Origin of the sequence: Pseudoalteromonas sp. SWXJZ10B, from assembly GCF_015864475.1 — a bacterium.
In the GTDB taxonomy this organism is placed as follows: Bacteria; Pseudomonadota; Gammaproteobacteria; order Enterobacterales; family Alteromonadaceae; genus Pseudoalteromonas; species Pseudoalteromonas arctica.
The window spans coordinates 306015-331604 of the sequence record NZ_JADYXD010000003.1; the positions used below are offsets into that span (position 1 = coordinate 306015).

General features: G+C 38.3%; 24 protein-coding genes and 1 tRNA gene. 20 read left to right on the forward strand and 5 right to left on the reverse strand.

The features are described from left to right. The first annotated feature begins 14 nt into the window (after window positions 1-14). The 16 genes from ptsP to I6F54_RS05025 all read left to right on the forward strand — a co-directional run bounded on the left by ptsP (window position 15) and on the right by I6F54_RS05025 (window position 15868). Window positions 15-2279, forward strand: a complete 2265-nt coding sequence (gene ptsP / locus I6F54_RS04950) for a phosphoenolpyruvate--protein phosphotransferase (protein ID WP_165727554.1) — start codon at window positions 15-17, stop codon at window positions 2277-2279. Window positions 2280-2369: 90 nt separating this feature from the next. Beyond that, the gene (locus tag I6F54_RS04955) at window positions 2370-3179 is read left to right on the forward strand and encodes a sulfite exporter TauE/SafE family protein (RefSeq protein ID WP_197140020.1); all 810 of its coding nucleotides are present in this window, start codon (window positions 2370-2372) and stop codon (window positions 3177-3179) included. Between the two features lie 13 nt (window positions 3180-3192). Then, window positions 3193-3996, forward strand: coding sequence for a prolipoprotein diacylglyceryl transferase (lgt, locus tag I6F54_RS04960; protein WP_007583122.1), 804 nt, complete (start codon window positions 3193-3195; stop codon window positions 3994-3996). A 10-nt stretch (window positions 3997-4006) separates the two neighbouring features. Beyond that, entirely contained in the window at window positions 4007-4858 is an 852-nt protein-coding gene (locus I6F54_RS04965; protein ID WP_101217579.1) for a thymidylate synthase, read from the forward strand. A gap of 23 nt (window positions 4859-4881) precedes the next feature. Beyond that, window positions 4882-5760 carry a UTP--glucose-1-phosphate uridylyltransferase GalU gene (gene galU / locus I6F54_RS04970; RefSeq protein ID WP_007583126.1) on the forward strand — a complete coding sequence of 293 codons (879 nt, stop codon included), beginning with the start codon at window positions 4882-4884 and terminating at the stop codon, window positions 5758-5760. Between the two features lie 703 nt (window positions 5761-6463). After that, window positions 6464-7147 carry an SPOR domain-containing protein gene (locus tag I6F54_RS04975; protein WP_024592961.1) on the forward strand — a complete coding sequence of 228 codons (684 nt, stop codon included), beginning with the start codon at window positions 6464-6466 and terminating at the stop codon, window positions 7145-7147. 371 nt (window positions 7148-7518) lie between these two features. Then, window positions 7519-8073: an SPOR domain-containing protein gene (locus I6F54_RS04980; RefSeq protein ID WP_165721033.1), complete on the forward strand. Its 555-nt coding sequence runs from the start codon at window positions 7519-7521 to the stop codon at window positions 8071-8073. Window positions 8074-8188: 115 nt separating this feature from the next. Next, complete coding sequence (locus tag I6F54_RS04985) at window positions 8189-8791, forward strand: DUF4402 domain-containing protein (RefSeq protein WP_165727552.1); 603 nt, start codon at window positions 8189-8191, stop codon at window positions 8789-8791. Window positions 8792-8794: 3 nt separating this feature from the next. Then, window positions 8795-9277: a DUF4402 domain-containing protein gene (locus I6F54_RS04990; RefSeq protein WP_197101082.1), complete on the forward strand. Its 483-nt coding sequence runs from the start codon at window positions 8795-8797 to the stop codon at window positions 9275-9277. A gap of 9 nt (window positions 9278-9286) precedes the next feature. Next, on the forward strand, window positions 9287-10117 hold the full coding sequence (locus I6F54_RS04995) for a fimbrial biogenesis chaperone (protein ID WP_197140022.1): 831 nt from the start codon (window positions 9287-9289) through the stop codon (window positions 10115-10117). Further along, window positions 10104-13049, forward strand: a complete 2946-nt coding sequence (locus tag I6F54_RS05000; RefSeq protein WP_231616987.1) for an MSCRAMM family adhesin SdrC — start codon at window positions 10104-10106, stop codon at window positions 13047-13049. The genes I6F54_RS04995 and I6F54_RS05000 overlap by 14 nt, the downstream gene beginning before the upstream one ends. Window positions 13050-13059: 10 nt before the next feature. After that, entirely contained in the window at window positions 13060-13689 is a 630-nt protein-coding gene (locus I6F54_RS05005) for an SPOR domain-containing protein (protein WP_197118687.1), read from the forward strand. Between the two features lie 56 nt (window positions 13690-13745). Continuing rightward, window positions 13746-14339 carry a FlgO family outer membrane protein gene (locus I6F54_RS05010; protein WP_007583140.1) on the forward strand — a complete coding sequence of 198 codons (594 nt, stop codon included), beginning with the start codon at window positions 13746-13748 and terminating at the stop codon, window positions 14337-14339. A gap of 13 nt (window positions 14340-14352) precedes the next feature. Next, entirely contained in the window at window positions 14353-15045 is a 693-nt protein-coding gene (locus tag I6F54_RS05015; protein ID WP_197140024.1) for a FlgO family outer membrane protein, read from the forward strand. Window positions 15046-15052: 7 nt separating this feature from the next. Next, window positions 15053-15721: a FlgO family outer membrane protein gene (locus tag I6F54_RS05020; RefSeq protein WP_165727548.1), complete on the forward strand. Its 669-nt coding sequence runs from the start codon at window positions 15053-15055 to the stop codon at window positions 15719-15721. Window positions 15722-15793: 72 nt separating this feature from the next. Next, window positions 15794-15868 (forward strand) — tRNA-Arg (locus I6F54_RS05025). A gap of 77 nt (window positions 15869-15945) precedes the next feature. Here the strand turns inward: I6F54_RS05025 and I6F54_RS05030 are convergent. The 4 genes from I6F54_RS05030 to I6F54_RS05045 form a co-directional block, all read right to left on the reverse strand. After that, window positions 15946-16539, reverse strand: coding sequence for a DUF4303 domain-containing protein (locus I6F54_RS05030; protein ID WP_165727538.1), 594 nt, complete (start codon window positions 16537-16539; stop codon window positions 15946-15948). A gap of 116 nt (window positions 16540-16655) precedes the next feature. Continuing rightward, window positions 16656-17588 carry an exopolyphosphatase gene (locus I6F54_RS05035; RefSeq protein ID WP_197140032.1) on the reverse strand — a complete coding sequence of 311 codons (933 nt, stop codon included), beginning with the start codon at window positions 17586-17588 and terminating at the stop codon, window positions 16656-16658. Between the two features lie 145 nt (window positions 17589-17733). After that, window positions 17734-19182 (reverse strand): dihydrolipoyl dehydrogenase, encoded by a 1449-nt coding sequence (locus I6F54_RS05040; protein WP_197140045.1) that lies wholly within the window; start codon window positions 19180-19182, stop codon window positions 17734-17736. Window positions 19183-19259: 77 nt separating this feature from the next. Beyond that, entirely contained in the window at window positions 19260-19988 is a 729-nt protein-coding gene (locus tag I6F54_RS05045) for a glutathione peroxidase (RefSeq protein ID WP_197140047.1), read from the reverse strand. 111 nt (window positions 19989-20099) lie between these two features. Between I6F54_RS05045 and I6F54_RS05050 the strand changes: the two genes are divergently transcribed. Next, window positions 20100-20999 (forward strand): LysR substrate-binding domain-containing protein, encoded by a 900-nt coding sequence (locus tag I6F54_RS05050; protein WP_197140049.1) that lies wholly within the window; start codon window positions 20100-20102, stop codon window positions 20997-20999. Here the strand turns inward: I6F54_RS05050 and I6F54_RS05055 are convergent. Continuing rightward, complete coding sequence (locus tag I6F54_RS05055) at window positions 20996-22189, reverse strand: flagellar assembly protein FlgT (RefSeq protein WP_197140051.1); 1194 nt, start codon at window positions 22187-22189, stop codon at window positions 20996-20998. The two genes, I6F54_RS05050 and I6F54_RS05055, sit on opposite strands and share 4 nt — an antisense overlap. Before the next feature lie 140 nt (window positions 22190-22329). Here I6F54_RS05055 and I6F54_RS05060 point away from each other — a divergent pair, with 140 nt between their 5' ends. The 3 genes from I6F54_RS05060 (at window position 22330) to I6F54_RS05070 (ending at window position 25588) form a co-directional block, all read left to right on the forward strand. Continuing rightward, window positions 22330-22788, forward strand: a complete 459-nt coding sequence (locus tag I6F54_RS05060; protein WP_008168853.1) for an LPP20 family lipoprotein — start codon at window positions 22330-22332, stop codon at window positions 22786-22788. A 137-nt stretch (window positions 22789-22925) separates the two neighbouring features. Beyond that, window positions 22926-23633 carry a transglutaminase-like cysteine peptidase gene (locus tag I6F54_RS05065; RefSeq protein ID WP_101217122.1) on the forward strand — a complete coding sequence of 236 codons (708 nt, stop codon included), beginning with the start codon at window positions 22926-22928 and terminating at the stop codon, window positions 23631-23633. Continuing rightward, window positions 23633-25588 carry a bifunctional diguanylate cyclase/phosphodiesterase gene (locus I6F54_RS05070; RefSeq protein ID WP_197140053.1) on the forward strand — a complete coding sequence of 652 codons (1956 nt, stop codon included), beginning with the start codon at window positions 23633-23635 and terminating at the stop codon, window positions 25586-25588. The genes I6F54_RS05065 and I6F54_RS05070 overlap by 1 nt, the downstream gene beginning before the upstream one ends. Window positions 25589-25590: the final 2 nt, after the last annotated feature.

Genomic DNA, 25590 nt, shown 5'->3' on the forward strand with positions numbered 1-25590 from the left:
TAAAGGAGCAGGACATGCTGGCTACACTGAGATCTATTGCGGAGTCTGTATCGCGACAAGCGAATTTAGACAGTGCATTAGTGTGCTTTGTGCAAATGGTTAAAGATGCCATGAAAACCCAGTGCTGCTCCATTTATTTTGCAGATTACAGCCAGGACAATTTTGTACTTATGGCAACCGAAGGGCTAAACCCCGATGCGGTAGGTAAGTTTAGAATTGGTTTTACCGAAGGTTTAGTTGGCCTAGTAGCGCAACGTGAAGAACCTATTAATATTGCATTTGCTAAATCGCATCCTCGTTTTAAGCTCTCCCCCGAAGTAAATGAAGAAGGCTACAACGCTTTTTTATCTGTACCCGTTGTTCATCAAAAAAAAGTACTGGGCGTTATTGTTGTCCAACAAAAGATGGCACGTGTATTTAGCCAAGACGAAGAGTCGTTTTTAATAACGCTTTCTGCCCAACTTGCGTCACAGTTAGCGCATGCTGAAATTAAAGAAATACTACGCCAAGATGAATCATCTCATCAAACGTCTGTTTTAAAAGGTGTATCGAGCGCGCCAGGAATAGGTATAGGACAAGCATTTGTTGTATTACCAAAACTTGATTTTAAATCTATTGAGCTTTTAAAAGACAGTGACGTCACTGAGCAGCGTCGTTTGTTTACTCAAGCTGTAGCTGCAACGCGCAAAGAATTTAATACCCTATCGATGACGCTAAGCGATTCTATTCCGCACGAAGCTCTTGCGGTATTTGATGTGTATCAACAACTGCTTGATGCTAAAAGTTTAGGGCATAATGTTGAAATGCAATTACAAGAAGGGTGGTGTGCTAAAAGCGCCCTAAAAATTGTAATAGAGCGTTTAATATCTCAATTTAATGCCATGCAAGACCCTTATATAAAAGAGCGTGCTATTGACGTTAAAGACATTGGTCTTCGCGTATTACACCACCTTGTAAATACCGAGCACGCTGTTAAAAATTATCCGGCCAACACTATTTTAATTGCTAATACCTTAACACCCGCCATGCTTGCTGAAGTGCCAAAAGGTCATTTAATAGGCGTTGTAAGCGTAAATGGCTCTGCAAATAGCCATGCGTCTATATTAACGCGTGCGATGGGCATTCCTGCTATTTGGGGTATAGAGGATTTACCCTTACTGCAGTTTAATGGCAAGCCGATGATTTTAGATGCATTTGCTGGGCGTTTATATATATCGCCTTCACAAATGCTGATGGACGAATACACAGAGTTACAGCATCAAGATAACCTACTAAATAACCGCTTTTTAGCAGAGCAAGATTCAGAATCAATTACGCTTGACGGTGAGCATGTTAGCTTATTATTAAACGCAGGCCTTGAGCTTAATACCGAGCAAAGTAGCGCGCATATTTGTGACGGTGTGGGGCTTTATCGAACCGAAGCGTGGTTTATGCAAAAGGGTCAGTTTCCTTCGCAATCAGAGCAAGAAAATTGGTACCGAGAAGTACTAACTAGCTATCATCCTAATCCTGTGGTTATGCGTACATTGGATATTGGGGGCGATAAGGTACTTGATTACTTTAATATTACCGAAGAAAACCCATTTTTAGGTTGGCGTGGGATTCGTATTAGCCTTGATCATCCAGAGTTATTTTTAGATCAACTAAAAGCGATGCTTAAAGCAAATATTGGTTTGGGTAATTTAAAAATAATGCTCCCTATGATCAGTGGCACTGAAGAAGTTGATGAGTCACTTGCGTTATTTGAGCAGGCTTATTTTGAGTTAAGTGAAAAATACCCAGAGCAAACCATAGAAAGACCTGATATAGGAATAATGCTAGAAGTACCTTCAAGTGTATTTATGCTTCCAGAGTGGTCAAAAAAAGTCGATTTTTGCTCAGTAGGTAGTAACGATTTAACACAGTATTTATTAGCAGTAGACAGGGCTAACGCACGTGTAGCCGAACTTTTTAACCCTTATCACCCTGGTGTACTAAGAGTACTAAATAAAGTGGCGCACGAATGTGAGCAATATGAACTGCCATTTAGTTTGTGTGGTGAACTAGGCGGCGATCCTGAAGGGGCTATTTTACTTATTGCCATGGGTTACAGGCGCCTTAGTATGAACTTATCATCGCTTAATAAAGTAAAGTGGGTACTTAGGCGTTTAAATGTCAGTGACATGGAACAACTACTAAGTGAATGTTTAGCGCAATCGACAGCTAAACAAGTATTACGTTTAACGCGAAGCTTTATGCTAGAGCATAAATTAGGTGATTTGTTTTACACCCCCAAATAATACTGTACACCTAATTAATTTGCATACACAGATGCTATTAGTTTTATAATCCTTTAATATATAAACCTTCAAAGGGTACTTGAGATTACTATGTATGACTTAGGTTTGTTAGTCGCAAGCTGCGCACTACTAGGCTGTATTGTTGGGTTTTTAGCTGGGTTACTAGGCATTGGCGGCGGTTTAATTATCGTTCCAGTACTAAGCACTCTGTTACTCTCATTTAATGTAACGTCGGCTGATCATGTATTAGTAATTGCTATTGCAACCTCACTCGCTTCTATTTTATTTACTTCAACGTCTTCAGCGCTGGCTCATCATAAAAATGATAACGTGCCTTGGGCAATCGCCCCGTGGGTTATGTCGGGTGTGGCTTTAGGCGCACTTATTAGTGGCTTTGCAGCAAGTTTAATCCCTGAACAAATATTACGTACAGTGTTTGCTATAAGTGTTGTATTTATTGCAGCAAGAATGGTGCTCTCCGCGCGTAATAAACCGATGTCAGAAAAACCGTTGCCGGCAGGTCCTATTTTAGGGGGCGTTTCTGCAATAATGGGCGGGTTATCAGGTTTAATAGGGATTGGCGGCGGAGCTTTAATAGTACCGATGCTTAATTATTTTTCGGTTGATATAAAAAAAGCAATTGGCTGCGCAGCCGCGTGCGGAATTGTTATTGCATTGTTTGGCTCTATTGGTTACATCAGCGCAGGCTGGCAGGTTACCGATTTAGAGCATGGTTTTGCTGGGTTTGTTTATTTACCTGCATTATTTGGAATTGTTATTACCTCGTGGTTTGTTGCGCCCATTGGCGCCAAAGCAACTCACTATTTACCTGTTAATACAATTAAGAAAGTTTTCGCGGTGCTGCTTGTAGTTATCGCAATTAAAATGGTTTTTAGCTAAAGGTTTATTTTTTATGGCACTTGAATTTCCTCAAATTGATCCAATTATTTTTTCTGTTGGACCGCTAAGCGTACGTTGGTATGGCTTAATGTACTTAATAGGTTTTGCATTTGCGATGTGGTTTGCTAATCGTCAAGCGTCAAAGCCAAATTCGGGTTGGACTAAAGACCAAGTAAGCGATTTACTGTTTTACGGCATGTTAGGGGTAATACTAGGCGGGCGTATTGGCTACGTATTGTTTTACCAGTTTAGTTATTTTATAGAAAACCCACTGTATTTATTTAGGATAGATCAGGGCGGTATGTCGTTCCATGGTGGAACACTTGGCGTTATAACCGCCGTCGCAATTTTTTCGTGGACGCGTAAAAAGTCACTACTTCAAGTGGGCGATTTTGTTGCTCCGCTTGTGCCTGTTGGCTTATTAGCAGGGCGTATTGGTAACTTTATAAACGGTGAGTTATGGGGCCGAGTTACCGACGTGCCATGGGCAATGGTATTTCCAACGGGCGGTCCGCTTGCGCGTCACCCATCGCAATTATACGAAGCATTTTTTGAAGGTTTAGTGCTGTTTTTAATCCTACAATGGTTTATTAAAAAACCACGTCCAGCAGGCAGCGTAGCCGGTGTGTTTTTATTAGGTTACGGCGTATTTAGATTCTGTATTGAATATTTCCGCCAACCCGATGCACAACTCGGTTTATTTGCCGACTTTATTTCAATGGGACAAATATTGTCACTTCCTATGATTGTAGGCGGCTTAGGTTTATTAATTTGGGCATATAAGCAACCACAACACGTTAAAACAGCTAAGGCATAATAAAAACAACATGAAACAATATTTAAAATTATGTCAGCGTATTGTTGACGAAGGTCAGTGGGTCGAAAACAAACGTACAGGTACGCGTTGTTTAACCGTTATTAATGCCGATTTAGAATACGATGTGGCTAATAATAAGTTTCCAATGATCACGACGCGAAAAAGTTACTACAAAGCAGCGATTGCTGAGTTACTAGGATATTTACGCGGGTACGACAGCGCTGAGCAGTTTCGTGAGATTGGCTGTAAAACGTGGGATGCTAACGCAAACGATAACAACGCATGGCTTAATAATCCTCACCGTAAAGGCGAGGACGATATGGGCCGTGTTTATGGCGTACAAGGCCGTGGTTGGCAACGTCCAGATGGCTCAACGCTTGATCAGCTTTCCAAAGTTATTAATAACTTAAAAAATGGCATCGATGACCGTGGTGAAATAATCACGTTTTATAATCCAGGTGAGTTTGAGCTTGGTTGTTTGCGGCCGTGTATGCATACGCACACTTTCTCCTTACTTGGCGATACGCTATATTTAACGTCATACCAGCGAAGCTGTGATGTACCGCTTGGCCTTAATTTCAATCAAATTCAGTGTTTTGTGTTGCTTGCGTTAGTGGCTCAAATTACCGGCCACAAAGCGGGTAAGGCGTATCATAAAATTGCTAATGCACATATTTACGAAAACCAACTTGAACTGATGCGAGACGTGCAGTTAACGCGTGAGCCATTTGAATCACCTCAGTTAAAAATTAATCCAAAAATTAAATCATTAGAAGACATAGAAACGTGGGTAACACGAGACGACTTTGAAGTAATAGGCTATCAATGCCATGAAGCGATTCAATATCCATTTTCAGTATAATAAAAGATTAAGGAAAACATAAAATGAAAGCAGTGATCCCAGTAGCGGGCCTTGGTACTCGTATGTTACCAGCCACTAAAGCAATTCCTAAAGAAATGCTGCCAGTGGTAGACCGTCCTTTAATTCAATATGTAGTAAACGAAGCCGTTGCTGCAGGCATTAAAGAAATAGTGTTAGTAACGCACTCAAGTAAAAATTCAATCGAAAATCACTTCGATACAAGTTTTGAACTAGAAGCTACTTTAGAAAAGCGTGTTAAGCGGCAACTACTTGCCGAAGTGCAAGCAATCTGCCCTAAAGACGTAACCATTATTCACGTACGCCAAGGTGAAGCAAAAGGCTTAGGCCATGCTATTAGTTGTGCAGCGCCTATTATTGGTAACGAACCGTTTGTAGTTATTTTACCAGATGTAATTATTGACGATGTAGAGAGCGATCTTAAAAAAGATAACTTAGCAGAAATGATCGCTAATTTTGAGAAAACCAAGCACAGCCAAATTATGGTAGAACCAGTACCAATGGCACAAGTTAACCAGTTTGGTGTGGTTGATTTAGGTGATGTTGACTTAAAGCAAGGTGAAAGCTCACCAATTCTTAATATGGTAGAAAAGCCGCCAGTAGATGAAGCTCCATCAAACTTAGCTGTAGTGGGTCGATACGTATTAAGCGAAAATATCTGGCCGTTACTTGCAAAAACTCCGCAAGGTGCAGGCGACGAAATTCAATTAACTGACGCAATTGCGATGTTAATGGAACACGAAAAAGTAGATGCATACGCTATAAAAGGCCGTAGCCACGATTGTGGAAGTAAAATTGGTTACTTAAAAGCAACGATTGAATTTGCACTTCGTCGCGACGAATTTGCCGATGAATTAAAATCATTTATCAAAAAACTGATTTAACAGTTAACGTAAAACATGAAAGGCGCCTATATCGGCGCCTTTTTTTATGAGTTTTATCAGGGCCTGTTTATCTTTCGAGGTTAAATTTGCAGCAGGCTGTTTGGTATTTAAGCAAGGCAGAGCCTATGTAGTGTGGTTATTCCCCATAAATAGGCGATAACGTAGCATAAATGCCAAACATGCGCTGCCCGAAGGGTTCTGCCTCGGGGCAATTTACTCTTTGTTGCCTACATGGATGTAGGTAAGGGGCGTGAGCAGGACGCGGAAGCTTTACTCGGTTTTTACTTATTCTTACATGGATGTAAGCCAGTAGAATAACGCAGGAGCAGTTATCGAGCCCACTAGGTTACAAACCTCGCGCCGCGATTAAATGGCCCCTAGATTGAACAAATTTTAATCCTGAAAGGTCAACAGGCCCTAGAATAAAATAAGAAAAGGAATAGCTCTAAAATAAAATTTTTTAAGTCATTACAGACATATTGTTATTTATGTTGTAAAGTTTGTGTTAATTGGCATTGAATTTGTATTAAATAATGCTCTCAAGGAAGGGATGGAGTATGCAACGTTGTGTTTTACGAAATACTGACAAGCATGCGAAGAGCTAAGTTTTATAGCTCACAGCTTAAATAAAGTTAAACGCTTTCTTGTGAGAATGTTTAACTGAAATGTAGTGTAAAAACACTGCTTTCAGGACAACTAATACATGTTTATATATAAAAAAAATAACATTGGGCTTTTACTTAGCTTGCTAATGCTTTTATTTGGTACAGCATGCAGCGTCTCGCCTGAAATAAAAACCATTGATGAACAACCTCAAAGTAACTCGCCTGACTACGTATCAATTACAGCCCTTGAACTTGCACAGCTAAAAGATGCCGCAATGCAGTGGCAACAAGCTCGTGAAGGCATAGAGCGAATTTTAAGATTAGAAAAAGAAATAACTTACCTCGTAAATCATATCGATATTATAAACAGTAAAGCTATTGCACAGTCTAATCAAGGGTATAGCAGCAAGTCTGTACGCTCACCACGAAACACACGCAATGTTAAGTCACGCCAACAAGTTAAACAAAATTACAGTAATAAAAAACAAACTGTAAAATTAAATAAACCTAAACATGTATTTGCTTTACAGGTAGCTTCGGTTGACTCAGAGCAAGGTGTGGCTAAAGCATGGCAAGAGCTAAATACTAAAGCAGCACCGTTGTTTAGAGACAAAATATTGACTAACGTAGAAACCGCCAAAATAAACGACAAAATGTTTTACAGGCTGAAACTTGGCTCTTACCAAAACTTTAAAAATGCAAAAGCAGACTGTGACGTATTCAAACTGTACAAACTCGATTGCATAGTAAGTAACTACACTGATAAGCCAGTAAAGCTTTAGCGCACAGCATGTAATATCAATCTACAATAATACCTAATCAATTTGAAGGATTAGACCTGACGCTAACTTCGCTAATAATTTTTGATATACGACGGCATGTATGCCGGAGTTAGAGCAATGCAGCAACAATTAGTGATACCAACTAAATGATGAAATTTTGCCTTGTTATCGATATGGCTTTTCTTACCTCAAAATAAACTACTTAATTAAAAAGTTGCTATAAAGTGGCGCAAAATTTGCTTTGATTTATTATCTTGGTTAGTAGAGTGCATTTTGCAATGCGGTATTTTAAGTCTTGTCATTTAATATCAGTTTTATTCTTATCTTTTTATTTATATGGATGTAGCAGCGCAACTGTAAATAACGAGAGCGTGCAGCATTCTTTAATTACTGATAAACAAGTAAAAGAGTATGTTTCGCAGTGGCACTTACAGCAAGAAAGCATTGGTCGTTTAACTGCTATGGAAGATGATTTACAGCTGTTAATTATGGCGTTATCGTCTCGAAGTGAATTAACTGAAAACCCTCCTTTACTCATGCAAAGTAAAACCGATATCACCTATGGTAATCAGCCTTCACAGAATTTGGAACCGACGGCACTAAATAACACTCCCGAAGTAAAAACACCAAACTTACAAAATTCAGAACTCACCTTAACAGATGAAACTAAAATTGGAGCACAGCTTGGTTGGTATTTAAAGCCAGAGCTTGTTAAAGCAAGAGTCGAAAGGCTTAAGCAATTATACCCCAGTGCATTTACTCAATTTAATTTTACTATGTTTGAACGTAAAAATAATAATATGACTTTGTATGGATTACGTGTAGGTCCATTTAAAAACGATGCTCAAGTAAGTGCGTTTTGTTATTTAGCTAATCAGCTTGATCAAGTATGTAATATTGCTGCTTTTGTCGGAAAACCAATATAATTAATAAATTAGGCCTTTTAAACTTATATAGTATTAAAGTATTTGTACTAATAGTCGATACTAACTATAGTTGGGCAAATATTTGATAAAGCCCATTTTCTTATAAGGATTTAGCATGAAGTTTTATTTATCTGCATTAGCTGTAGCCACCGTGGTCAGCTCGTTTAGCACTTATGCTGCTACAGAGTCATTTGAAGCGAAAGTAACAGTACAAAATGCTGTAGTACTCACAAAAGATAACGATTTAAATTTTGGTACTATTCGTGCTATTTCAGATCCATTAGGCGCCGAACAAGCAACGCTGACAGTTAATCCTGATCCAGCTGCTAGCAATGTTACTTCACAAGATAATCCAACTGGTAACGCTGCGAGTATCTCAATAATTGAAGGTGGTGAAGCGGGCGCTTTTAGTGTGTCAGATGTAGTACCAAATTCTATTTTAACCATTAGCGACCCATTAAATACTTTAGTACAACCTTTAGCTGGTCAAGGGTTGAATGAACCTGATTTTACTGTAGGTGCTTGGACTTACTTTATAACGAGCGGCACTAATGCTGGTGGATTATATACAAGTGCTACGCCCAACCTACAAGCTGGCGTTGATGGCGCTGTATCATTTAATATAGGCGCGACTCTTTCTACTTCATCAAACGCATCAAGTGTGGATTACCCTGATGGTGAGTATTCTGGTAGCTTTAATATTGAAGTGTCATATTAATTAGTGTTTAAACAAACAATGCGCTTTTTGTATGTTTCTGCTTGGCTTTCGTTAATGTTTAGCGAGCAAGCCTATAGCGCAAGCATACAACAAGAAGCGCTTAATTTTGGCACTTTAGTTATCCCTCAAAATAATACTTTAAGCTCTATAACCATTAGCCATGAAGGTGAAATAATCACATTTGGTAGTATTTACGTATTAACTGAGGGTAATCCCGCAGAACTTTTATTTACTGATTTACCTCCCCTTACTCAAATATCGTTTAACAAAACGAGTGACTCTACATTGCAAAGTGAAGCGCTAGGAGCTAATAGTGCCAAGTTTTCGGTTGTATTAGTGGATTTACCAAGAACGCAAACTAGCGATGAATTTGGAGAGCTTTTACTCAAAGTAGGTGGCCGTTTAATAACGACAGGGACTAGCCAAAGTTACTTAGATGGTAGTTTTATTACTGACACCCAATTAGAAATTACGATTGATTACTAAAGGAAAAACATGCTTTATAAAGTTGTAGTGCTGCTCGCACTGAGTGTATGTATTTTAGGAAAAAATGCATACGCAAATTTACTTATCTCTCCAACCCGTATTAGTTTTGATGAACGTCAACGAACCGCTAAAGTTACCGTAATTAATACGGGGGATGAATATCAAACATATCGTGTTTTATGGAGTGAGAAGCAAGCGCAACCTAGCGGTGGCTACATACAGTTGGCAGAGGCTACAAGCGAAAGTTTAAGTTCAATGGCACGTTTGTCACCAAAACAAATGCGTTTAGCACCAGGTGAAAAACAAACAGTAAAAATAGCAATACGTAAACCTAAAGGCCTAGCTTCTGGTGAGTACCGCTCTCATCTTCTATTTCAAGCATTGCCTGGTGAAAATACTAATAAAACAAGCTCAATAAAAGTTAATATGATTATGAGCTACAGTATACCTATTTTGTTACGTAAAGACATTAAACAGCCAGTAGTTGCCATAGAACAAGCTAAGCTAGTGCTAAATGAAAGCAATCAACGTCCTCAGTTTTTATTGAATATAAAACGAGAAGGTAAGTTTAGTAGCTACGGTAAATTAAGTGCTTACTTTGTTGATAGTAATAACGAGCAAGTTAAAATTGCAGAAATTGGTAATTTAAGTATTTATCCAGAAGTGGATAATGCGTTTGTAACCCTTAGTTTATTTAGTGACAAAAATTTAGATAAAGCAGGAAAAGTCATTTTTAAATATGAAGGCAGTCAAGAATATAAAGACCTTACATTTGCACAATACACTCTGCCTTTAACTTCACAATCACTTAATGTTTTAACAGTGAATGACGCTAAATAATTTATTGTATGCACTATTACTAAGCATAAGTAGTTTGCTTAGTAATAGTGTAATCGCTAATCCTAATTCTTCCGTAGGGGATGCTTTAACAACACTACGCGCAATTGAACTAAAGCTAACTAAGCCCGTTGAAGTAATTGATTATAAAAACAAAGAAAATCAGCAACAGCGAATCGCCACAGGCGAGTTATTAATACTTTCGCTTTATTTAAACTCATACTACTTAGGTGAAGTTGCAGCAATTAAAAGCGAGCAAAGTGTACAAGTTAGTTTAAGCGACTTATTTGATATTCTACAATTTGCAATGAATGTTGATGCTAGCAATCGAATTGCTCAAGGTGTTGGAGCAAATCAACAACCTCTTTTTCTAAATGCAGCGGTTACACCCGCTGTATTTACTAGTCCTACACAGAGCTACTTATTAGCAAAAAATCAAATTACCATTGAAGATGATATTTATGTAGATATTCAAAGTTTACATAATGCTTTAAATCTAGAGTTTAATATTGATTACCCAGATTTAGAATTACTTATAAGCTCAGATAGCCCCTTACCGGTTGAACAACAAAGATACAGACAGTCGCGCAACCTTAAATCACCTAACAAAAGATCGCCACCTACGCTGCCATGGAAAGCTAGCCCATATAAAGCGCTATCTTCTCCGGTTGCCGACTTACAACTAAATTTTACCGCGAGCGATGATAGACATTCTACGAACTATTCACTTTTAGGCACTCAAGACTTTGCGTATTTATCTGCAGAGTATTTTTTGTCGGGACGAAGTACTGACTTACTTACCAACTCTAGGTTAACGTTTACAAAGCAAAACTTAGACAAAGAAATAAAAAACAGCTTTATGCCTACTGAAATATCTTTTGGTGATGTTATCGCCACGCAAGTTGGTAATAGCTACAGTAGTCAGTATGCCCGAGGTGTTAAAGTTTCTAATAATGTAACCAATAGAAAAATAGTCAATAATCAAATTAACTTAAGCGGTGCTATACAGCCAGGTTGGGATGTAGAGCTGTATCGTAATGAAATATTAATAGACCAGCAGCTTAGCCTCGCAGATGGGCGTTATATTTTTGATAATATAAACCTATTATTCGGAGCTAATAATTTTGAGCTTATTTTTTATGGGCCTCAAGGTCAAGTTGAGCGTAAAAGTGATTATTACTTTGTGGACGGAAATCAACTTAAGCAGGGACAAGGTAACTATGAATTGTCGGTTACTGAACAAGGCAAGCAATTACTAAATAACAATGTTTCAAGCTCGCAGGGGCAGGGTTGGCAAATTGCGGGTAGATATGAGCAAGGGCTTACAGATAATATATCTGTATACACTGCTACATCAGGTCAAAAAAACACAGATGACGATTTACTTAAGTATGCATTTGGTACCAACATAAGCTTATTTGACCGATTATTATTAAATGCGAATGTTGAAAAAAATAATAACAATGAACAAGAATTTGAATTTACAGCCCGAACTCAAATTGCCGAACAATCACTACTTTTTAGCGCTACAAATCGTACCGACGAACAGCAGCAAGATTTTAACAGCTACCAAATAAATTTAGCTGGTGGGCTAATGAATAATACCTATGGACGCCTTTCTTATCAAAATAACATCCTATATGACGATAGTGATACTAGAGGGCGCTTTAAACAAGTACGCAACCAGTTCAACTACTCATACTCAGGATTTGCACTAAGTAACCAATTGCTGTGGCAACAAGACGATAGCTCTAAGAGTACTTTTGGAACAACACGTTTTCAAAAGCGCTTTGGGAGAACCTACACAAGGTTTGGTATAGATTATAGTATATCGCCAGTAAGTGAGCTTGTTAGTTACGAGGCTGAGTTTAGCCGCAACTTGGGCCGAGATTTACAAGCGGAACTTACTTTAACTGATTCACTTCGTAATAATATTCAATCGGCCGAATTAGGGCTCAATTGGCAAAGCGACAAGTTTAGTTTAACGAGTAACTTAAACTACAACAGTAACGATGATTGGCGGCTCGGCATTTATAGCCGTTTTAGCTTAGGTTTTGATGTTGAACATAATACATATTTTGTCTCTAAGCGCACCTTAACTAACACGGGTAGCTTAATGTTACGCGTATTTTTAGATCAAAATAATAACGGTATTATGGATGATGATGAGCACGGCGTTGCCGGCGTAAAAGTAAAAGGCGTTCACAATTATCGTCAAGCAATTACAGACGAACACGGCGTTGCGCTATTAACTTCAATGCCAGCAAATCGTACAACAGATATAATACTGGATAGAAATAGTTTTGAAGATCCGTTTTTAATACCAGCTAATGAGGGTTTTTCTATTACACCAAGGGCTGGTTTTGTAGAGTATATGGACTTCGCATTAAATAATGCCAGTGAAGTAGAGGGAGTTGTTTATCAACAAAAAGGTGATACAACACAGATCCAACCCTTTGCAAATATAGCGCTGTTGAATGAGAAAGGGGATCAAGTTGCACAAACTCAAGCAGCATATGATGGCTATTACTTATTTACAGACCTTAAACCGGGGCAGTATAAAGCAGTAATTGATGATGAATATAAACAACGCAAGCAGCTAAAAAACACTCAAAATATAACAGTTAATTTATCGCCTCAAGGAGATGGAGTAATGGGCGTTGATTTAACATTAAAGGCGCTCAGTGCAACAACTGGAAGCATTGCCAATGCAGGAAGTTTTAGTTCGTTAAATATCTTAAAAATTTATTACCGTTTAATAGCACCACGAATAGAGCAGCAAGAAGCTTTTTATATGCATGATAAAGCTAAAAATAAATTTATTTTAGCCTTAGCGTACGCAACAAACAGTTCGCCAGAGCTTATTTCTGTATGCGACTCAGTAAAAGCGCAAGGATTAAAGTGTGTTGTTGAAACACATAAAATACTCCATTAAAGGAATTAGGATGAAAAGAGTTCAATGTATATTTTTAATCAGTGCAATGTTGCTAAGTTATGGTTGTGCGAATAATAAAGCAATTGATGGTGGTGCTACTCAGACCAACGTAACTGACGAAAAAAGCTACGTAAAAATAACAAAGCAAGAACTTGAAACTCTAAAAATGAGCTCCCAGCAGTGGCAAAATATGAAGCCAGAACTTGCGCGTTTATTACTTATTGAAGAAGACTTAAGCTTACTAATATCGCAACTCAATACAATTGCAAAAGAAAATGAGCAGAAAAACGCACCAGTAATAAAAGCAGAAATCGTTCATACCAACAAAATTAATCGCTCCAATTTACAATTAAAAAAACCAGTTGATCCTAAATTTGCTTTACAAGTGCTTTCAACAACGCAAAAAGAACAACTCTCTTTAGCTTTTAGGCAACTACAAAAAAAGCTTCCTAGCTTACTAGGCGATAACTTTGTGATGAATGTTGAAACAATAAATGTAAAAGGAGTTATGTATAACCGTTTAAAGCTAGGCGCATACATAGACAAAAAAAACGCTATGGGTGACTGTCAAAAATTAAAGAGCCAAAATATAAATTGTTTAGTTAGTTATTACGTAGATCAGCCCTTTATCGCACAATAGCTAAGTCGGCATACAAATTGCTTTATCCTCAGTATGTTTTGAAGAGGATGGCAATTATGCGCCTTTTACTGCCTTTATTATTTTTAAATTTAGCTGCTTGTAACTTGGTGCCGCCGCCAGAACCAAGTGTGCCTACAGATGCACCTAAAGCAGCCATGGCTCCTTTTACGGTTAATGACTATGTAGTTAATTTAACGTCGCAACTTAACCACCTAAACGGAGCATTAAATGCTAATGCACGTGTTGGCGTTAGTAGCTTCTTTTATGCAGATGCACTAGATACAAAATTAGTGACAGGGCAGGCCTCAGGCTTAAGTCAGCAGATCCAAGAAAGTCTGCTTACACAATTTACTCAACTAGGTTATCACACCGTTGAGTACAGACTTGGGAATAACCTCTCTTTATCAGAAAACTCAGACAGTATTTTAAGTCGCGATTTAAGTAAATTACGTAATCGCCAAAATATTGACTTAGTTATCACAGGAACAGTGACTCGCCAGCAGCATGCATACATAGTTAATGCACGGCTTGTGAATATAGAAAATAAACAGGTGCTCTCTGCGGGAAGTACCGAGATCCCAATTAATGTAATGTGGGGCAATGAGAAAATTCAGCAGCGTGACGGACTTTTATACCGAAGCGAATACTAATTTGGAGCACAAAATGAAAAACCTATTAATTACATTATGCTTACCACTGGGCTTTGGTTGCTCTCAAATACTAGGCACAATGAATACAGACACCGCAACACCACAAAGTGAGCAAAGCAACCAACTGGTGAGTAACCAACGCGACGTTGCAGCACCTGTTTCTGACGATAACTTATTTCAGTCAGGAATGGCTCCACAAGATAACTACACAAAAGCAACACCGCCAATGCGCAAAAATATTAACCATTATGTGCGCGGCATAATGCAAGACATGGTTGAAAACTTACAGTACGTAAGTGAACAAACACCGTTAGCTGTTTCGAGTTTTATTTTTTTAGATGAAGACTACAACGATGGTAGCTTACTAGGAAACCAAATTGCAGAAAGCTTCATGCATGAATTACACAGCTTTGGTGTACCCGTTATTGACTTTAAAACAACTGATTATATGCGTGTTACCCCAACAGGCGACTTTGTATTTAGTCGCGACTATTTAGAGCTAAATCAAGATCAAAACTTTAAGTATGTACTAGCCGGTACGCTTGTAAACCATCAAGGTGGTGTACTTGTTAATGCACGTATTGTTGGGCTAGAAAGTAAGGCCGTAGTCGGTTCTGCACAAGGGTTTATTCCACAGTCAGTTGTTGATGCGCTTAATAGTAGCTATCGCACTGATGGCATAATGTTAAAACAAGCAAGCAAGTGAGATAATTATGTATAGTAAATTATTTAACCGCTTTATCGTTTTTTTTGCTTTAGCTAATTTAACTGGTTGTGCCTTTACTCAAAATAATGAAAGTGCTGAAATGAATGCATCTTCAACCACACAAGTAAATTATGACTTAGCAAGCATGCTTAAAACAGCCGAGCAAAAATCAACTCAAGATGATGCTAACGGCAATCAATTTACACCACTTCAGCACCATAAAACACTTGCTAACTATGTAGAGCAAATGGCACTTGATTTGGTTGATACGCTTGAGTTTGAAAGTGATACCGACGCCAATATTAATATTGCCGTTACTACCTTGGTCGATCTTGATTCATCGCTTACTAAAAGTAATCAATTAGGTAATCAAATTTCTGAAACGTTAATTCATCAGTTACAAAAGTTTGGTTATGGCGTGGTTGATTTTAAAACCACTCAAACAATAGATGTAAATAGTCGTGGTGATTTTGCTTTTTCGCGCGATATTGAAAAGCTTAGTGAAGATCAAATGGCGAGCCATGTATTAGCGGGTACATTAATTTATCGCAGTGATGCTGTTGTTGTAAATACACGTGTAATTAACGCGCATACAAAAAAAATCGTCGCGAGTAGTCGAAAACTAATCCCAATTTATGTACTAAATAAAGAAGATATATACTTATCAAGCAATTAAGTTCAGTTGTCACTTGATATAAAAAACCAGATGCCGTTATAATTCACACCTCTAAGCACACAGCTTGTTTGTGGCCTCTTAGTTAAATGGATATAACGGCCCCCTCCTAAGGGGCAGTTGCAAGTTCGATTCTTGCAGGGGCTACCAATTAAATCAATGAGTTATATTTTAACCTCCCTCCCTTATACTTTGTGTATAGCGTATATGTAGTAGTGTTGCACTTTTTAATTGAAGGCGTTTAACACTTCTTGCTCACATTTTTCACGCTCTGTAATCATTGCTTCAAAGTCAGCTTGAATTTGCGTTAGAACGGCTGGTGGATTAAGTCGTTTGATTCTTTTAAATTGAATGCTTTCTTCTTCATCATAGGCGAGTATGGCTAAAGTGATTTTTTCGCGTTCAATACCATTTGAAAATAATCCTTCTGCATCTAATTGCATAAGTACTTTTTCCATTGCTGTAAGCCATTGGTGCCAATTATCCATCGCCTCTATATCTGATTGAAACAAATCAATGCTGTTTTCTAGTTTTTGGCATTCTAGCGTTGTTTCATCAAAGTATTCTGAATAATATTCAAGCGTCGGGTAGTCCTCAGGGTTCCATTTAGCCATGTAAAAGCTACTTACATCGTTGTTGTACTCTGTTTCAAATACTTCTTTTAAATCTGATAAAGTATTAAACATTGGCAGTAATGAGTAGCTACCTGTGTGGTAATAACCCATTACATAAAGATCGTTACCATATTTTTGAATGATGTCTTTAAATGCTTTTTTGGTATCTTGATAAAGTGTTTTTTCGAAGTTTTTAGTATCTAACATGAGGTCATTATTTCTTTTATGATTACAGAAATTTATATGAAAAAGAGAGTGATTAAAACTCACCCTGCAAAAAATAAAATAACCAGAGCTACTACTCTGGTTATTGTAAGTTAATATTAACCATCACTCGTAATTGTATTGATTAACTCACTCAGTACCGCTTCGGCCTTACTTGTTTCTACTTGGCAAGTACCGGCATTTAAGTGGCCACCACCATTATATTTTAAGCACAGCTCGCCAACATTGGTGTTCGAACTGCGGTTAGTGATAGATTTACCAACGGCATACACTACGTTTTGCTTTTTAAGGCCCCACATTTTATGAATCGAAATATTGCAGTCGGGGTACATTGCATAAATAACAAATCGGTTTGTGGCGTAAATTGTTTCTTCTTGGGTTAAATCAAGAACCACTAAGTTTTTATGAACGGTAGCGCATTGAGAAATTTGCTCTTTAGCTTTTTCGTTATGCTCGTTATATAAAGCAACACGCTCGGCTACGTCTTCCATTTGTAGAATTTTTTCGATGCTCTGATCTTTACACGCATCAATCAGTTTCATCATTAATTGGTAATTTGAAATTTTAAACTCGCGAAAACGGCCAAGTCCAGTTCGCGCATCCATAATAAAGTTCATTAATACCCAATCTGTTGGGTTTAATATTTCGTCTTTTGAAAACTGAGCAGCATCGCCTTTATCTACCGCGTCCATCATTTCAACAGAAATATTTGGAAGTTTTTCAGCGCCGCCATAATAGTCATAAACTACGCGAGCTGCTGATGGGGCTTCTGGATCAATGATATGATTTTTTATGTCGCTTGAGTTACGAACGGTTTCGCTAAGGTGATGATCAAATGCTATATGACAGCCTGCAACGTAGGGGAGGTTGGTGGTAATGTCGTTTTCGGTAATGTCTATTTTGCCGTCTTGCATGTCTTTTGGATGAACAAATAAAATATCGTCAATTAGGTCTAAGTCTTTAAGCAATACGGCACACACTAAGCCATCAAAATCGCTGCGAGTGACTAGTCTAAATTTATTATTGGGCATAGCTATTCCATCTTTTTAATTGAATTATCAATTAAGTGTAACAGCTAAAATTTTTTTTGAGAGATCAGCTTAAAAAAATTATAAAAAAAAGCCAAAACGTTAGTTTTGGCTTTTGCTTAGCAAGTTTGTATGTGTGGTAAATAGGTTATGCGCCTGGGCCACATTCCATACATGAATTTACAATGTCTGGGCCAAATTTAAGTTTGGCGTTTAAGTCGCGAAGGGCGGTGCGTAATCCTTCTTCAATTACTGGGTGATAAAATGGCATATCAAGCATTTCTGGTACGGTCATTTTGTTTTGTACAGCCCATGCTAGTAAGTGAGCAATATGTTCGGCTTGTGGGCCAATAAACTCAGCACCTAAAAATAAGCCTGTACCTTGCTCTGCATATACACGCATATGACCTTTATTTTTTAGCATTACTCGGCTTCGGCCTTGATTTTCAAAGCTGACTTCGCCTACTTCAAAACAACCACATGGGCCTAAACGGTCAGTAATTTGCTTGTAGCTTTCGCCTACCATTGCTATTTGTGGGTCGCTAAATACAGCTGCAATTTTTGCTCTGCGCAGACCTATACGTACATCTGGGAAGCGCCCAGCATTTTGACCTGCAATAGCACCTTGGTCAGATGCTTCGTGTAGCAGTGGGAGCATGTTACTTGCATCACCTGCTATGAATATATTCGATTCACCACATTGCATTGTGTGCGTGTCGGCATGCGGTACGCCGCGTTCATCAAGCTCAATGCCGGTGTTTTCAAGGCCGAGTTTATCTACGTTAGGTACTCGGCCTGTGGCTGCAAGTACGTAGTCAAACTGTTCGGTGTGTTTTTCACCTTGTTTGTCGGTATAAGTTAGCTGTGCTTTGTCGCCAACTTGCATCATGTCAGATACGTTTGAGTCGGTATCTACAAAAAATTCTTCAGCAAAAACAGTGTTTGCATAGTCTTTTACTACTGGGTCTGTAAGTGGGCCAATTGCGCCGCCTACACCAAATAGCTTTACATTTACGCCTAGTCGGCTAAGTGCTTGGCCAATTTCAAGACCTATTACACCTGGGCCAAATACAGCGACTGATTCTGGTAGGTCATCCCAATCAAATACGTCGTCGTTTATAATAAGTTTGTCGCCAAAGTTATTAAATACGCTAGGGTACGAAGGGCGTGAACCGGTGGCAATTACAAAGCGTTTTGCTGTAATAATTGTGTGGTCGTCTATTTGTACGCGGTTTGTGTCTAAAAATTGTGCGTAGCCACGAATTTTATCACCATCAGGTAATTCATCTACGGCTTCTACTACGAATCCTGCAAAACGATCTCGTTCACTTTTAACGCGTGCCATAACTGCTTTGCCATCAATGACTGGCTTTGAGCTATGCACACCAAATGCAGGTGCCATTTCAATTGCGTGTGCGGCTTCAGCAGCTGCAATCAATAACTTGCTTGGCATACAACCAACACGTGCGCATGTTGTGCCGTATGGGCCTGATTCGATCATTAATACGTTTTGTGTAAACTGTTTAGCGTTACGGTAAGCACTTAAACCAGCAGTACCTGCGCCTATAACAACAACATCGGTTTGCAATTCTTTCATAGTATTTTTTCCTCTAATAAATAGGGGCATAAAAGCCCCTATTTTTTACCTACTAACGTAAGGTATTTACTTATTAATTAAGCAAAGTATTTTTCTAAGTCGTCTGAACCACCGATGTGTTTACCACCAATGAATATTTGTGGAACAGTGTCACGACCAGATACAGCTTTTAGACTTGTTAGTGATGCGCCTGAGCCCATAACAATCTCTTCATATGCGAAGCCTTTTTCTGCAAGAAGCTCTTTTGCTTTTTTACAGAAAGGACAGCCAGGTTTAGTAAAGATGCTTACTGGTTCTGGTTTAGCTTGCTTAGGGTTGATGTAATCAAGCATTGTGTCTGCGTCAGATACTTCAAACGGGTCACCTGGTAAATCTGGTTCGATGAACATTTTGTCAATCACGCCATCTTTAACAAGCATAGAGTATCTCCAGCTGCGCTTACCAAAACCTAGGTCGTTTTTATCTACTAACATGCCCATGCCGTCAGTAAATTCGCCGTTGCCGTCTGGTAATAAAGTAATGTTTTGCGCTTCTTGATGCTCAGCCCATGCGTTCATTACAAAGGTATCGTTTACTGATAAACATACAATTTCGTCAACGCCGTTTTGCTTAAGTACGCCAGCTAATTCGTTGTAACGTGGTAAGTGAGTTGATGAACATGTTGGTGTAAATGCGCCTGGTAGTGAAAACACTACAACCGTTTTACCTTTAAAAATTTCATCTGTAGTTACTGATTTCCATTCGTCGTTTTGACGAGTAGCAAATGTAACACTTGGGATTGTTTGACCTTCAATATTGTTTAACATAGTTTTTGTTCCTCTTGATTTGATGGAGCCATTATGGCGAATAAATAAATATAGTTCCAATCGTTTGTTTGTATTAAACTAATAGGTATAACCTATCATGTAGAGCTGAATATGAACTTAAAAGATTTTGAATATGTAAAAGCAATAGCGCAATACAAGCATTTTCGCAAAGCTGCAGATGCATGTTTTGTTAGCCAGCCTACATTAAGTGGTCAAGTAAAAAAACTCGAAAATGAGCTTGGCGTTACTTTGTTTGATCGCTCAACCAAGCAAGTTACCTTAACAGCAAAAGGTGAACGTTTATTAACGCAAATAGAGATCATTTTAGAACAAACGCAAATACTCAAAGAACTTGCAGCTACTTCTAACGAGCCCCTAGAAGGTAAATTAACTATTGGTATTATTCCTACCATAGCACCGTATTTACTGCCTGCGTTATTAACATCGATGAAAGCGGCTTTTATTAATAGCCAGTTTTCATTTATCGAAATGCAAACAGCCACTATTTTAGAGGCACTTGATAGCGGCGAACTCGACTTTGCTATTTTAGCCGACGTACCAGAGCTTAAAAACTACCATACAATTAATTTGTATAAAGAAGATTTTTTAGTTGCTGTCTCGCTAGATAACACGCTTTCTAAGCATAAAAAAGTAGCGCTTAGTGACTTGCAAGGTTGTAGCCTATTAATGTTAAGTGATGGTCATTGCTTTAAAGATCAAGCCCAAAAGTTTTGTTTTTCTGCAGGTGTCGATGTATCTAATCAGTATAAAGGTAATAGTTTAGAAACATTATTAGCGTTAGTGGCCATGGATGACGGTATTACATTTGTACCCAAACTGGCATGTACCGACCGTGTAGGAATTGATTACTTGCCTATATTCCCTAATCAGCAGCGTAATGTGGTGTTTGCATGCAGAAAGCATTATCCGCATTTACCTGGTGTAGAACAATTGGGTGAGTGGTTATCGGCTCACCCTAATTTAAAAGCTAAATTGAGTAAAAAACTTTAAAGATCTTGGCTGATTATTTCTACTACATCGTTAATTTGCACGCCAGGTAGCGGTTTATTGTCAACACTAACTGCTACTGCGGTTTGCTGGTAAAGCTGCTCCACGCGAATTTTATTAAGCGTGGTGATAGTGTGCGGCATAACATTACCTGCTGCATCGGTTAAATAGTTATGATGCGCAATACTTAGCGTTTGGCCTTTTTTTAACCCATGGGCTTTACCTAAGTTAATAACGATTTTGCTATTTTCCATGTGCATTATTTTGCCTTGAGTTGGCAAACACGCCATGGCGGCTTGAATATCATAACTTACCGATTGGTTGATATCGGTTATGCTTTGCCCATAAGGCGATTGCCAAAATCTATCACTATTGACATCAACTATGGTTGTTTTTTCAAATGGCCAAATTGCTTGAGTATGGTAACTATTTTGCCAAAGTTGCTCATAGGTAGTGCCATCAAATAGTGCAAATTCAATGTTGTAACTGCGCTCATACGCCTCGTCTTGCCAAAATGCGTAATCGTTATTAAGTTTGTCACTGGTCGAAAGGCTGGTTATTTGGCTAAGCAGGACATATTGAGCATTACTGCGTGAAGATATTTCTTCTAATTGAGCGTTTGAATAGTCGTGCTGCTGCGAAAAGTACTTATCTACACTTATTGCACTATTGTAGTAGGCAACGGGGACAGCGCTCATTTTTGATTTTTGCAGTGAGGTAAAAATGTTTTTGCTAATCGCTTTACTTACGTCAAATATTTGACCCATTTTAGCGTGTTCACGATGAACTAGTTGGCTTTGTGTAACAGCCACAAATTTATTAAAGCTATTTTGTGGGCATTGCTCTGTTTGAGAAAAAATATCGAGTCGTAATGTAATAGCAAATTTATTGTCGTATTTATTTTCGCTGATCAGTTCAATTTTTTGAATTTCGCCGTGGCTGCTAATTTTGAGTTGATCCTGCATTAACACGCCATCTACCAAGGTTTGCACAGAGCTAACCCGTGCCCCAGAGAACACTAACGCTTGTGTAATCGCATCTTTTATAGCAGCAGATTTAGCGGCACTCGTATCACCATTTTGAACGTTCGCATGGCCTGTTGATTCATACCACTGCGCTTTAGTAAAAGGGGAGAGCGTTAATAATACCGTTGCACTTATCCCTGCAAATGCCAATGATAAAAACGACTTCATACTTTTATTCCAATTAAACGTTAGCTATTAACTAGGTAGAGCAAGGACTGTACCAATGTTATTTGGTAATTATTAGTAATGCTATAAATGGCATTAAACGTGCATATGTACTGCTAATTACAATACTAGGGCTAGATGCTATGCGAGCAATTTCATTACTTATTACACTTGGGTGTTTAACCTTAGGTGGTTGTAGCAGCGTTTTTGATAAGCATGTTGAATATAAATATGTAGAGCCAAATAATTATCCTGTTTTAAAAGCGATAGGATATGCACCTATTAGCTTACAAAAAGGCGCTAACGCGTCGCAAAAGCAACTTATGGCAATTAAGGCTTCTAAGCTTGAGGCTTACCGCGAGCTTACTGAGCAAGTATATGGGCAAAAAATTACCGCCGGAACAACGGTGGAAGGTTCAATTGCTCAAGACGATTACTTAGAAAGTAAAGTGCAGGGGCTTATTAAAGGTGCACAAATAATTAAAACTTACGCAGTAGATGACACTTACGTGACCGAGCTTGAGCTTAATATGAAGCGTGTGCACGATTTATACATAGGTGAAGTAAAACCTCGCGAAGTTAAAAAAGTAACTTATTACTAATCATTAAAAAAGTTATTCAAAATATCTCATCCTCTTATATTGAGTGCTATGCTGTTGTTAGGATTAATTTTTAAGCAGATTGCGTAGTGCTCAACAGATGTATTTTATTGCCACTTATATTAACAGTGGCTCTGTAAATGGCGTTTAAGCCAACTTATTTAAATCCTAAATTATTTATATGGTGCAAAGCCAATTTGCGCTACCTATTACTGTTTTTTGTACTCTCTAGTGGTGTGCTTGCAAGCCGACTAACTATTCAATTTAATACCTTTATTGAGCTGATGGGTCAAAAATATGGACCTGCGCGAGCGGCTGTTGCACGTAACTGGCAAAGTATGTTGGTACAAACTCAAAACAAACCAGAGCAACAACAAATTCTTATTGTTAATGATTTTTTTGCGCGTAATTTACGCTATCAAACTGATATTTTGCTATGGAAACAAAACGATTATTGGGCAACCCCTTTAGAAACGTTAGGCAGAGGCCTAGGTGATTGTGAAGATTACGCAATAGCAAAGTATATAAGCTTGAGAGCCCTAGGGGTGAGTGACGACAAGTTACGCCTTATTTATGTAAAAGCAAAAATTGCGGGCACTAACAAAACGCAAGCACATATGGTGTTAGGTTATTTTGTTACACCAAACGCTCAGCCACTTATTTTAGACAGTTTAATAACAAAGGTTTTACCTGCTGCAAAACGTGTAGATTTAAGCCCTGTTTTTAGCTTTAACAGCCAAGGTTTATGGGCTAATAATTCAACCAAAAGTGTAGCCAGCCCAACAGCAAGACTTTCACGCTGGCGTAAAATTTTGGAGCAGACAACCAAAGAAGGAGTTATGTGGTAATGGCATCATTTTCCTTATCTAAGTATCTTAAAAAACGAAAAATAACACTCAGGCAAGAGCTGTGGATTGCATTATTAATTGTTATTTTTGTAGGCTTTATAAGTAGTGTTTTAATTAGCACTAATTCGGCTAAAAGTTATTTTTCGACCCAGCTGTACTTAAAAAATGTAGATAACGCCAGTTCACTCGCGTTAATGATCAGCCAATTAGACAAAGACCCCGTTGAGCTTGAATTATTAGTATCGGCCACATTTGATACCGGTCACTATAAGCGAATAGAACTACAAAACCCTAATGGTGAGGTGATTGTTAAACGCACGTTTACCGATGAACTTAAAGCGACGGCTCCGCAGTGGTTTAGAGCAATGTATGGATTAAATGTACAGCCAGGGGTTGGGCAAGTAAATAATGGTTGGCAGCAATTTGGTACTTTGTTTATAGAAAGCCATAGTCAATATGCTGAGCAAGCCTTATGGGAAAGTGCGCTTAAACTATTTTTTAGTTTTTTAATTGTCGCTTTTTTTGCTTGTATAGTTAGTGCTTACTTTTTAAGTAGGATATTAAAACCGCTAGATGATGTTGTGTATCAGGCTAATGCATTTGGTGAAAAACGTTTTATTAAATCCACCGTCCCTCGTACATTTGAATTTGCACGTTTAGTGCAATCAATGAACCAGTTATCTACCCGTTTTAGTCGTATTATTAAAGAAGATAATAAACGTTTAGAAGAGCTTAGATTTAAATCGCAACACGATGAGCTAACTGGTTTAGCAAATAGAGAATACTTTGGTGCAACACTTGAGGCTCACTTACAGAAATCGAAAGATCATGCCCATGGTGCCTTGTTTTTATTTAGGGTTGTTAACCTCGATCGCGTAAGTGAGGAAGTGGGACGAGTAGAAATGGTTAATTTTCTACGTCGATTTTCACAGATGTTGGTTAGCTTCTTAGAGAGCAATCAAGAACACTTTTCTGAAAATTACATTGCACGTATTTCTCACAGCGATTTTACCGTTTTATTTAGTGATATTGATGATATTCAAGCAATCAGTGAACGTATTTTATTGATGCATCAATCGTTTGTTGAAGAGTATAAAAACGTTAAGCTAGCGATACCTCACAGCTGTACTTATATTCAAAAAGACGATACGCGATTTGATGTATTAAAGCGTGCGGATGAACTTTTAAAATCATCGGGTAAACAATCTGATGTACAAGCAAAAGTAGCTCAAATCAAGCAAGAAAGTGAGCTGTTTGATAATGCAACTAGCTGGAAAAATGCCATAGAAGAGGCACTCAACAATAATAATTTAGAAATAAATACTTACCCAGTAACGAGCTTTACAGGGCAGGTAATGCAAAATCAATTAGGGTTGAGCCTAAAGCTTGGTGGGCAAGTATACCGTGCTAGTTACTACTACCAGTGGGCTAACCGATTAAAGTTATTAGCGCGTTTAGATTGGGGTTTAATTAAGGCGTTGGTGGCTCATTATAGTATTGAGCCACCAAGTGAACTGATTTCGGTTGAATTATCTGCTCAAACGTTACTTGATGATGCTGCACTTGCTTCGATTCTTACGTACCTTTCGGCGTTTCCTGATTTAGCCTCTAAAATTTGTTTTGATATTCGTGAAAGTATTGCCGTTAGCGAAATTGAGATATTTAAAGATTTTTGTGAGCAGGCTCGATGTATGGGCGCTAAGGTAGCATTAAAACGTGTGGGCCCTGAATTTACTAAAATTAATAAAATTCAGGAATTTGGTCTTGAAATGATTAAGGTTGATAGTGTTTACGGACACAATATTAGTTACAGCCAAGATAACCAAACATTTCTGCGAGGAGTGTGCACGTTAGCGCATTCTATTGGCATTAAAGTGGTGGCTCAAGGTGTAACAAGCCAAGATGATATAGATACGCTTATTAACTTAGGTTTTGATGGGGTTATTAAAGAGTAAGT